Here is a 9,458-nt window from a genome sequence, read left to right as displayed (position 1 = left end):
CCTCTCCTCCAGGCCCTGCTCCCAATCCGGTCTCCCGTTTGGGCGCAGTCCAAAAAAGTAGCACACCGCACCCGGAATCTGGCAATCCCCTCTCCAGCGACTGCCACAACCCCGCCAGTTCCCTTGGCACGTCTATGGTTTGCCCGGCAGGCACCCGCCTGAACAGGAGCTTCTGCTTGGCCACGCATTTCAGCCAGGAACGCCTGCGCATCCGGCCAAGCTCCCGGGAGGAAGCGGTCGTCAGCAGCGCCCGTGACAAGTTCGAGCGCACCCTGGTGTCCGTTCAGGGGACTCCGGTGGGGTCCGTGGCAGCCCTGGAGCACCCGGGGCGGGGCGGGGCGCTCAATTACGGCGAGGTGTTCCTGCGCGACAACGTTCCGGTGATGTTCTACCTGCTACTGCAGGGTCGCTACGAGATCGTTCGTCATTTTCTGAGCGTCTGCCTGGACCTGCAGAGCAGCGTCTATCAGACACGCGGGGTCTTCCCCACAAGCTTCATCGAGACCGATGGCGAGCTGATCGCCGACTATGGCCAACGCTCGATCGGACGGATCACCTCCGTCGACGCCAGCCTCTGGTGGCCGGTGCTCTGCTGGCTCTACGTGCGGCGAAGCCAGGACTGGGAGTTCGGCTATTCCCAGAAGGTGCAGCGGGGGGTGCAGCTCCTGCTCGACCTGGTGCTGCACCCCAGCTTCGAGGGCACCCCGGTGCTGTTCGTGCCCGACTGCTCGTTCATGATCGACCGTCCCATGGATGTCTGGGGCGCGCCGCTCGAGGTGGAGGTGCTGCTCTACGGCTGCCTCAAGAGCTGCGGCCACCTGATGGAACTGGCCCGGCGGGACCGCAGCAGCCGACTGCTGGATCAACGCCTTGAACTCACCCGCCAGTGGATCCGGAACCTGCGCTCCTTCCTGCTCAAGCACTACTGGGTGACCAGCAAGACGATGCAGGTGCTCAGGCGCCGTCCGACCGAGCAGTACGGGGATCAACAGCACGAGAACGAGTTCAACGTGCAGCCCCAGGTGATCCCCGACTGGCTGCAGGACTGGCTCGAGAACCGTGGTGGCTACCTGATCGGCAATATGCGCACCGGCCGCCCCGATTTTCGCTTCTACAGCCTCGGCAATTCCCTGGCCTGCCTGTTCGGCTTGCTCACGGCTCCCCAGCAACGGGCCCTGTTCCGGCTGGTGCTGCACAACCGCGGTCATCTGATGGCCCAGATGCCGATGCGGATCTGCCATCCACCGATGGATGCCACCGAATGGGCCAACAAGACAGGCTCCGATCCGAAGAACTGGCCCTGGAGTTATCACAATGGCGGGCACTGGCCCAGCCTGCTCTGGTTCCTGGGAGGGGCCATCCTGCAGCATGAGCAGCGCCATCCCAAGGCAGATGTGCTGCTGATGGGTCAGACCAGGGCCATGCTGGAGGAGTGTTACTGGTCCCAGCTGAACCAGTTGCCCCGGCAACAGTGGGCTGAATATTTCGATGGCCCCACGGGCACCTGGGTGGGCCAGCAGTCGCGGACCTACCAGACCTGGACGATCGTGGGGTTCCTGCTGCTGCACCACCTGCTGCGGGTGAAGCCGGAGGATGTGTCCGTTCTCTCGATTGACGATGGGGTTGTCGCCAACCTGGTGCAGCCATGAAAAAGCCGCTCGACTCGAGCGGCTGATCGATCAATGCCGGCGAACCTACCGTTCAGAACAGGCCGAGGGAAAGTGACTTGTCGATCGGCATGGCCGCTCCGATGCCCAGATAAATCGTGAAGACGGTGCCGAACAGGAAGGCCGCCATGGCCACTGGACGGCGGAAGGGATTCTGGAACTTGTTGAAGCTCTCGATGAACGGGATGAGCATCAGGCCCAGGGGGATCATCGTCTGAAGGGCGATGCCGAGCAGCTTGTTGGGTACCACCCTCAGGATCTGGAAGACCGGATAGAGGTACCACTCGGGAAGGATCTCAAGGGGGGTGGCGAACGGATCGGCCTTATCGCCGAGCATGGCCGGATCCAGAACGGCAAGACCCACCACCAAAGCGATCGTTCCGAGGATCACCACCGGGAAGATGTAGAGGAGATCGTTCGGCCAGGCCGGCTCTCCGTAGTAGTTGTGACCCATACCCTTGGCGAGCTTGGCCCGCAGGCTCGGATCACTCAGATCGGGCTTCTTGAGGATGTGCATCGGAGGAGAGCGAAAGAGGAGCGGAACGGGGCGAAGGCCGAAGCGGTGGACGGGAGGATGGGATGGATCACAAGGGACCGGAAATGCCCTGCTTGCGGATCATCAGGAAGTGCATCAGCATGAATACGGCCAGCAGCCAGGGCATCACGAAGGTGTGAAGGCTGTAGAAGCGGGTCAAGGTGGACTGACCGACGCTTTCACCGCCCCGAAGCAGTTCAACCATGAAATCCCCCACCACGGGCACGGCGGCAGGAACCCCGGAGACGATCTTGACGGCCCAGTAACCCACCTGATCCCAGGGAAGGGAGTAGCCGGTGACCCCGAAGGCGACGGTGATCACCGCCATGACCACACCGGTGACCCAGGTGAGCTCCCTCGGGCGCTTGAACCCCCCGGTGAGGTAAACGCGAAACACGTGGAGAATCAGCATCAGCACCATCATGCTGGCGCTCCAGCGATGGACTGAACGGATCAGCCAGCCGAAGCTGACGTCAGTCATGAGGTACTGAACCGAACTGTAAGCTTCTGCGACGGTGGGTTTGTAGTAAAACGTCATCGCAAACCCCGTGGCGAACTGGATCAGGAAGCACACCAGGGTGATGCCGCCGAGGCAATAGAAGATATTGACGTGGGGCGGCACGTACTTGGAGGAGATGTCATCCGCGATCGCCTGGATCTCCAGACGCTCCTCGAACCAGTCGAACACCGGGGACGACTTGGCGGCGGGAGACGAGTTCGCCATGCAGTGCTGGGTTTGGGTTGCGAGAGTCTACCGATCCCCGTGCCTGGGTCGTGATCGCCGAGCCACCCTCCCCGCCGTTTCGTGCCCCGGCCTGTCTCCCCATCGACGGGCCCTCCCGCGCCCCTGAACGGGGACGGCGATGAGGGCCCTGCTGGTGCGGGGCCTGACCCTGCTGGCCCTGCTGCTGGTGTTGACCGGTACCCCCGGCGGGGCCTGGGCCCTCAATGACGCCCAGCAGCTGGTGGTGGAGGCCTGGCGCCTAGTCAACCAGAGCTACGTGGATCCGGCCCGATTCGAGGCCGTGCAATGGCGGCGACTTCGGCAGAAAGCCCTGGAGCAGCCGATCCAGACCAGTGGGGAGGCCTATGACGCAATCGCGGCCCTGCTGGAGCCCCTCGGCGATCCCTACACCCGCCTGCTGCGTCCGGACGACTACGCCGCCCTGCGCGCCACCACCGAAGGCCTGGTCAGCGGAGTCGGGCTGCAGCTCGGGATCGGCGCTCCCGATCAGCGCATCCTGGTGATCGCCCCCCTGGAGGGATCGCCCGCCGCGGAGGCCGGCATCGCCGCCGGGAGCGAGCTCCTGGAGGTGGAAGGGATGGCCACCGCCGCTCTGGGCCTCGAAGGCACGGCGGCGCGGCTGCGGGGCGAAGCCGGCAGCACGGTGCAGATCCGGCTTCGCCCCCCCGCGGAGGGCGCGTGGGGTGACATGCCCGTCCGCGAACTGGTGCTCGAGCGGCGGCGCATCGATCTGCGCCCCGTGCGGCGGCGCGAACGGGTCCGCCGGGGTCACCGCCTCGGGGTGCTCCGTCTGTCCCAGTTCAGCGAGCCGGTGCCGGACGGGGTTCGGCTGGCCCTTGAGGCGTTCGAGCGGGATGGGGTGGAGGGCCTGATCCTGGATCTTCGCAACAACTCCGGCGGCCTGGTGGACGCGGGGCTGGCCGTGGCCGACGCCCTTCTTGACGGGGACCCGATCGTGGAGACCCTGGACCGGGACGGCCTCAGGGAGCAACGCAGCGCCAGGCCGGGGCAGCTCTTCAACGGTCCGCTGCTGACCCTGGTGAACGGGGGAACCGCCAGCGCCAGCGAGATCCTGGCCGGAGCCCTGCAGGATGATGGTCGCTCGCTGCTGCTCGGCAGCCGCACCTTCGGGAAGGGACTGATCCAGACCCTGATCGGCCTCGGCGATGGCAGCGGACTGGCGGTGACCGTGGCCCGCTACGTCACACCCAGCGGCCGCGACATCCAGGACCAGGGCATCGTTCCCGACCGCAGGCTGGCGGAACCGGAACCGCTCACCCCCGGGGGAGAAGGCGACGGTTGGCTGGAGCAGGCCCTCGACCAGCTGGTGGAGACCCTGGAGGGGAGATGAGCGGACGCACGTACCACGATCCCCTGCACGGAGCGATCCGCCTGGACCGGAGCCAGCCGGCCGAAGACCTGATCATCGATCTGATCGACACGGCCCCCTTCCAGCGGTTGCGGCGGATCCGACAGCTCGGCCCCGCCTTTCTCACCTTTCATGGCGCCGAATCGAGTCGCTTCACTCACTCGCTCGGCGTGCTCCATCTGGCTCGGCTCGCCCTGGCGGGCCTCATGCGCCAGGCCCCCGAACTGCAGGAGCATGCGGGAGTGCTGCTGGCGGCCGCCCTGCTCCACGACGTGGGCCACGGGCCGCTCAGCCATTCCGGTGAGGAGATGTACGGGCTGCGGCACGAAGCGTGGTCGGCCCGGCTGGTGGGCGACCATCCGGCCCTGCGGGACCGGCTCGAAGCCCATGCCCCGGGCACGGCGGCGGCGGTGGCCGATCTGCTGGGCCACGGGCGACACAGGCACCCCGCCATCGCTTCACTGGTGAGCTCGCAGCTCGATTGCGACCGGCTCGACTACCTGCTGCGCGACAGCTACAGCACCGGCACCAGCTACGGCCGTCTGGATCTGGAGCGGATCCTCGCAGCCCTCACCCTCGCGCCCGACCAGTCCCTGGCCCTGCACCCCAAGGGGCTGATGGCCGTGGAGCACTACCTGGTGGTGCGGGACCTGATGTACCGCAGCGTCTACAACCACCGGTTGAACGTGGTCTGCAACTGGTTGCTTCGCCAGATCATCGCCGTGGCCCGCCGGCTGGGACCGGAGCGGCTTGTCGCCGATGGGGTGTTGGCGGCCTGGCTGTGGGCCCCGAAGACCCTCGATCTCGACACCTACCTCGCCAACGATGACGTCCGCACGACCTATCACCTCATGCGCTGGGGGGAGGAGGGCCCGCCGGATCTGCGGGAGCTCTGCCGGCGGTTGCTGGACCGACGGCTGCTCAAAGCGGTGGACGTGAGCCCTCTCGCCCAGGGGCAGCGCCTGGAACTGCTGGCCCTGGCCAGACGGGCGAGCGGCGAGGCGGCGCTCGATCCAGCCCTCAGCTGCGGGCTGCACCAGCGCCAGAGCCGGGGGTATCACCCCTACAAGGGAGGCCTTCGGCTCTGGGATGGGGAGTCACTCCAGGCTCTGGAGGCACACTCGCCCCTGGTGGCGAGCCTGGTACAGCCGGTGGAACTGGCCTGGCTGATCCATCCGGCCGAGGCGAGCGCGGCGGTGCGGGCGGGCCTTCGCCAGCTCGCCGCCGGAGAGGGGCATCCTGTCTAGGTTGAGCCCCCGCCGCAGGCCGCGATGGCTGCCGTTTTCGTGCCGGCCGCCCGGCCCGAGCTGCCCCACCATCTGATCCTGCCGTCCTCGCCACGGGCGACGGACGCCAGCCTGGAGGACCTCTGCCACGGCCTGGGAAACCACCCGCCCCCGGGAGCTGTGGTGCTGGTTGCCGGGGCCTGGCGACTCACTCTGCCCGAACTGCGGCAGCTGACGCGCCAGCTGGCGGACCGCGGACTCAGCCTCTGCCGGGTGGAGGGGGGAGCGCCGGACACCCGGGTGGCAGCCGCCGCCCTGGGGCTGGCCACGCCACCCTTGCCGCCCCCGCAGATGCCCATGGCGGCGGGAGCGGGCGGTGCAGCGAAGCCGGGGGATGGACTGCTGATCCATCGGGGCACGCTCCGCTCGGGGGACCACCTCCAGGTGGAGGGGTCCGTGCTGCTGCTCGGCGATGTGAATCCCGGAGCCCGGGTGAGTGCCACCGGACACGTGCTGGTATGGGGTCGCCTGCGGGGTGTCGCCCATGCCGGCTGCGCCGGCGACCTGGAAGCCAGGATCGTGGCCCTGCAGCTGCGGCCCCTGCAGCTGAGGATCGCCTCGGTGGTCGCCAGGGGTCCGGAGGATGGGCCCCCTCCGGGGTTCGCCGAACAGGCGCGGCTGCTGGACGGGATGATCCGCATCGATCCGGCCCCCCCCTCCTGGCCCCTGCAGACGGGGGAACGCCAGAGCTGCCTCCCGGCCGGCTGATCCTCAGCGGTTGATCACCCCCAGGCCCCCGAGCAGCCCGGCCACCGCCATGAACCAGAGTGGGGAGATGCGGGTGCGCAGCATCAGCACACAGACCACGATCGAGACCAGATAGGCCGGAACCCCGTGGTCGGCGGTGTTGAGGATCTTGAGGCCCACGGCGAAGAGGATGCCGAGCGTGATCGGACCGAGCCCTCGCTCGAAGGCGACGCGCCAGGGAGAATCGCGCAGCCGGTTCCAGCTCAGGCAGGCCACCACCATCAGGAGGGTAGAGGGGAGCAGCACGGCCGCCTCCGCCCCATAGGCGCTGAGCAGGGCCCAGAGGGGACCCTCCCGCCAGGCCGCCCCCAGTCCCAGCAGGCCAACCAGCATCGAGCTGGGGCCGGGCGCGGCCTCGGCCAGGGCGTAGAGATCGGCGAACTGGGAGGAGGTGAGCCAGCAGAAGCGGTCAACGCTCAGGTGGTGGTACTCGGCCAGGAGGGTGTTCCCGCCCCCCAGGGAAAACAGCGAGAGGGAGAGGAAGGTCCAGAGCACCTCCATCAGGTTGCCCAGATCGGAGAGGGCGGCAGGAGAGCAGCTGGCCACGGCGCTCAGCTCCGGGGCCTGGGGTGACGCGGCCAGTACCAGGCCATGGCCATGGGGCCCGCCACGAGCACCACCGGAATCAGCCGGATCTTCAGGACGACCAGGGCCACGAAGGTGACCGCCGCCAGCAGCAGGGCGATCGGATCGCGCCAGTAGGTGCCCAGGATCTTGAATCCCATCGAGAGGGCCATGCCCGCCGCGGCCGCCACAACCCCGGCCAGCACCCGGTCCACCGCCGGGAGCTGATGCACCTGGAAGTAGACCAGCCCCACCATCATGAGCAGGCTGAACGGGATCAGCAGAATGCCCGCCAGGGCGATCAGTGCCCCGGGGAGCCCCCGGAACTGGGTGCCGATGTACACCGCCATGTTGATCTGGTTGGGCCCCGGGAAGAGGCGAGCCACCGTAAGGCCGGTGAGAAAGCTCTCATTGCTCATCCAGCGGCGCTGCTCCACCACGATCCGCTGGCTCCAGGCCGACAGCCCGCCACCGAAGGAGGACAGGGACACCTGAAGCATGCCGCTGAACAGCTCCCAAGCCGTGGGAACCGGCGCCAGGCCGGACTCGGGCGGGGGCAGCGGCACGAAGGGCGGATGCGCCATCAGTCGTGAACGAAGTGGGGATCGGGAGGCAGTTCGCCCTGCTCGTGCTGGCTCGGATCGAGTGGGTCGGGGGCCCGGTACTTCTCGGCGCGGCGCCAGTCCGACTGGAAGGCCGCCTTCAGCCCGGCGACCACCTGGGGAGCATCGGTTTCGATCCCCAGCTCACGGCGCAGGTCGAAGGCGCTGCGGTCGATGTTCATCGAACCGATCTGGGCGCAGGTCCCGTCGACCAGGATCAGCTTGGCGTGCAGCTTCAGGTGCTTCTGGCGGCGCACCTTGACCCCGAACCGGGCCATCACCCGCAGCGACGAGAAGGTGTCGTAGATGTCCCAGTCGCTGACACCGTGCTTGCCGCCACAGAGCACACGCACCTTCACGCCTCGCTCGCAGGCGGAGATGATCCGGTCGAGGATCACCGCATCGACGAACTTCGGATGCTGGATCCAGAGCGTGCGGCTCGCGGCGTCCACCAGCCGGGCCATCTGACCGCGGCTGTGGAAGCTGCTCCAGATCAGCCCGACCGCCAGATCCGGCTCGAAGAAACTTCGCTGCCAATCGGCCTCGAATCCGGAGATCACCTGGGCGACCGCAGCCGGAGCCATGGTCACCACCCCGTAATCACGGGTCTCGCTGAAGTACTTCTCCGAGAGGTTGAAGGTGGCGATCAGGGCTTGCCGCCGGTCCACCACCATTGATTTCTCGTGGGTGACTGGGAAGGCCTCGCTGGTCCAGTTCACCGCCACACCCCAGTCCCTCAGACGGGCGAAGGCCGCGTCATTCCAGCGGTCCCCGCCGGAGGTGTGGGGATTGAGCATCACCCGGACCGACACACCACGCCGATGGGCCCCCAGGAGGGCATCCTCCACCCGTTCGGATTCCAGCTTGAACTGCTTGAGCAGCAGTTCCTCCCGGGCCCCGTCGATGAGATCCACCACAGCGCCACCGCCGTCGTCGGGCATCACCACGAGGCTCTGGTGGTGAGGCAGGCTGTCCGTCATGGGCCAGGCCCGGGAGAGTGACATCCGTTCTATCGGGTGAAAGGTCGTCCGTCCTGCCGACGGCGGGGGCGGCCCGGTCCGGGCTGGTGGCCCTAATCTGCAGCCATGTCTGACAGCCCCGTGACGATCGCCCCGCCGCCTGAACCAGCCCCCGCCCAGAGCCGCACGATCCTGATCTGCTCCGGCAAGGGGGGGGTCGGCAAGACCACCCTCACCGCCAACCTGGGCATCGCCCTGGCGAAGCAGGGGGCCAGCACCGCCGTGCTCGATGCCGATTTCGGACTGCGCAATCTCGATCTACTGCTGGGTCTGGAGAATCGCATCGTGTACACCGCCCAGGAGGTGCTCGCCGAGAGCTGCCGCCTGGAGCAGGCCCTGGTCCGCCACAAACTGGAGCCCAACCTCTCCCTTCTGCCGGCGGGCAATCCGCGCATGCTGGAGTGGCTGACCCCCGATGACATGAAACGGATCGTCGGTCTCCTGGCCGAACGCTTCGACTATGTGCTGATCGACTGTCCAGCCGGGATCGAGGAGGGCTTCAAGAATGCCGCCGCCGCGGCCCAGGAGGCGCTGGTGGTCACCACACCGGAGGTGTCAGCCGTGCGTGACGCCGACCGGGTGATCGGGTTGCTGCAGAGCCGTGACATCGCCCCGATCCAGCTCGTGCTCAACCGGGTGCGCCCCAGGATGATGGCCAACCAGGAGATGCTGGCCATCGCCGATGTCACCGACATCCTGGCGCTGCCCCTGCTGGGGCTGGTGCTGGAGGACGAGCAGGTGATCGTCTCCACCAACCGCGGCGAACCGCTCACCCTCAATGGCAGCCGTTCCCCGGCCGGCCTGGCCTACACCAACGTGGCCAGGCGGCTGCTGGGTGAAGTGGTGCCGCTGCCCGATCCCGGCAAGGAGACCAGAAGCCTCCGCGCCAAGATCGGCCGCCTGATGCAAACGAAGATCTTCTGA

At 67.4% G+C, this 9,458-nt stretch carries 10 protein-coding genes; 5 read left to right on the top strand and 5 right to left on the bottom strand.

Annotation, left to right across the window (positions count from 1 at the left end):
* Positions 1-176: 176 nt before the first annotated feature.
* Positions 177-1,649 (top strand): glycoside hydrolase 100 family protein, encoded by a 1,473-nt coding sequence (locus tag ACWJI7_RS04200; protein ID WP_479935611.1) that lies wholly within the window; start codon positions 177-179, stop codon positions 1,647-1,649.
* Between the two features lie 52 nt (positions 1,650-1,701).
* Here ACWJI7_RS04200 and petD read toward each other — a convergent pair whose 3' ends face one another.
* Positions 1,702-2,184 carry a cytochrome b6-f complex subunit IV gene (petD, locus tag ACWJI7_RS04195; protein WP_479935609.1) on the bottom strand — a complete coding sequence of 161 codons (483 nt, stop codon included), beginning with the start codon at positions 2,182-2,184 and terminating at the stop codon, positions 1,702-1,704.
* Positions 2,185-2,251: 67 nt separating this feature from the next.
* A complete protein-coding gene (gene petB, locus ACWJI7_RS04190) occupies positions 2,252-2,926 on the bottom strand; it encodes a cytochrome b6 (RefSeq protein ID WP_479935607.1) in 675 nt (224 codons plus the stop codon).
* A gap of 139 nt (positions 2,927-3,065) precedes the next feature.
* Here petB and ctpZ point away from each other — a divergent pair, with 139 nt between their 5' ends.
* The 3 genes from ctpZ to ACWJI7_RS04175 are packed head-to-tail and all read left to right on the top strand — an operon-like array spanning position 3,066 to position 6,310.
* Complete coding sequence (gene ctpZ, locus ACWJI7_RS04185; RefSeq protein ID WP_479935605.1) at positions 3,066-4,298, top strand: carboxyl-terminal processing protease CtpZ; 1,233 nt, start codon at positions 3,066-3,068, stop codon at positions 4,296-4,298.
* The gene (locus ACWJI7_RS04180) at positions 4,295-5,563 is read left to right on the top strand and encodes an HD domain-containing protein (protein WP_479935604.1); all 1,269 of its coding nucleotides are present in this window, start codon (positions 4,295-4,297) and stop codon (positions 5,561-5,563) included. Before ctpZ ends, ACWJI7_RS04180 begins: the two co-directional genes overlap by 4 nt.
* Positions 5,564-5,587: 24 nt before the next feature.
* Positions 5,588-6,310, top strand: coding sequence for a septum site-determining protein MinC (locus tag ACWJI7_RS04175; RefSeq protein WP_479935602.1), 723 nt, complete (start codon positions 5,588-5,590; stop codon positions 6,308-6,310).
* A gap of 3 nt (positions 6,311-6,313) precedes the next feature.
* Here ACWJI7_RS04175 and ACWJI7_RS04170 read toward each other — a convergent pair whose 3' ends face one another.
* Genes ACWJI7_RS04170 through ACWJI7_RS04160 form a run of 3 tightly spaced genes read right to left on the bottom strand, consistent with a single transcriptional unit; the run spans position 6,314 to position 8,495 of the window.
* Complete coding sequence (locus ACWJI7_RS04170) at positions 6,314-6,895, bottom strand: chromate transporter (RefSeq protein WP_479935600.1); 582 nt, start codon at positions 6,893-6,895, stop codon at positions 6,314-6,316.
* 5 nt (positions 6,896-6,900) lie between these two features.
* On the bottom strand, positions 6,901-7,497 hold the full coding sequence (locus ACWJI7_RS04165) for a chromate transporter (RefSeq protein ID WP_479935598.1): 597 nt from the start codon (positions 7,495-7,497) through the stop codon (positions 6,901-6,903).
* Entirely contained in the window at positions 7,497-8,495 is a 999-nt protein-coding gene (locus ACWJI7_RS04160) for a phospholipase D-like domain-containing protein (RefSeq protein WP_479935597.1), read from the bottom strand. Before ACWJI7_RS04160 ends, ACWJI7_RS04165 begins: the two co-directional genes overlap by 1 nt.
* A gap of 105 nt (positions 8,496-8,600) precedes the next feature.
* Between ACWJI7_RS04160 and minD the strand changes: the two genes are divergently transcribed.
* A complete protein-coding gene (minD, locus tag ACWJI7_RS04155; RefSeq protein ID WP_479935596.1) occupies positions 8,601-9,458 on the top strand; it encodes a septum site-determining protein MinD in 858 nt (285 codons plus the stop codon).

The organism is Cryptocyanus atlanticus LEGE 06306 (genome assembly GCF_056633155.1).
The sequence above is the reverse complement of the archived record's forward strand: the minus strand, read 5'-3'. Positions and strand labels throughout refer to the sequence as shown.

What these genes read in the sequence shown, in the direction of transcription:
- ACWJI7_RS04160 (WP_479935597.1), bottom strand. Translation starts at nt 8,495, where the DNA reads ATGACGGACAGCCTGCCTCACCACCAGAGCCTCGTGGTGATGCCCGAC.
- ACWJI7_RS04180 (WP_479935604.1), top strand. Translation starts at nt 4,295, where the DNA reads ATGAGCGGACGCACGTACCACGATCCCCTGCACGGAGCGATCCGCCTG.
- ACWJI7_RS04165 (WP_479935598.1), bottom strand. Translation starts at nt 7,497, where the DNA reads ATGGCGCATCCGCCCTTCGTGCCGCTGCCCCCGCCCGAGTCCGGCCTG.
- ACWJI7_RS04175 (WP_479935602.1), top strand. Translation starts at nt 5,588, where the DNA reads ATGGCTGCCGTTTTCGTGCCGGCCGCCCGGCCCGAGCTGCCCCACCAT.
- petD (WP_479935609.1), bottom strand. Translation starts at nt 2,184, where the DNA reads ATGCACATCCTCAAGAAGCCCGATCTGAGTGATCCGAGCCTGCGGGCC.
- minD (WP_479935596.1), top strand. Translation starts at nt 8,601, where the DNA reads ATGTCTGACAGCCCCGTGACGATCGCCCCGCCGCCTGAACCAGCCCCC.
- petB (WP_479935607.1), bottom strand. Translation starts at nt 2,926, where the DNA reads ATGGCGAACTCGTCTCCCGCCGCCAAGTCGTCCCCGGTGTTCGACTGG.
- ctpZ (WP_479935605.1), top strand. Translation starts at nt 3,066, where the DNA reads ATGAGGGCCCTGCTGGTGCGGGGCCTGACCCTGCTGGCCCTGCTGCTG.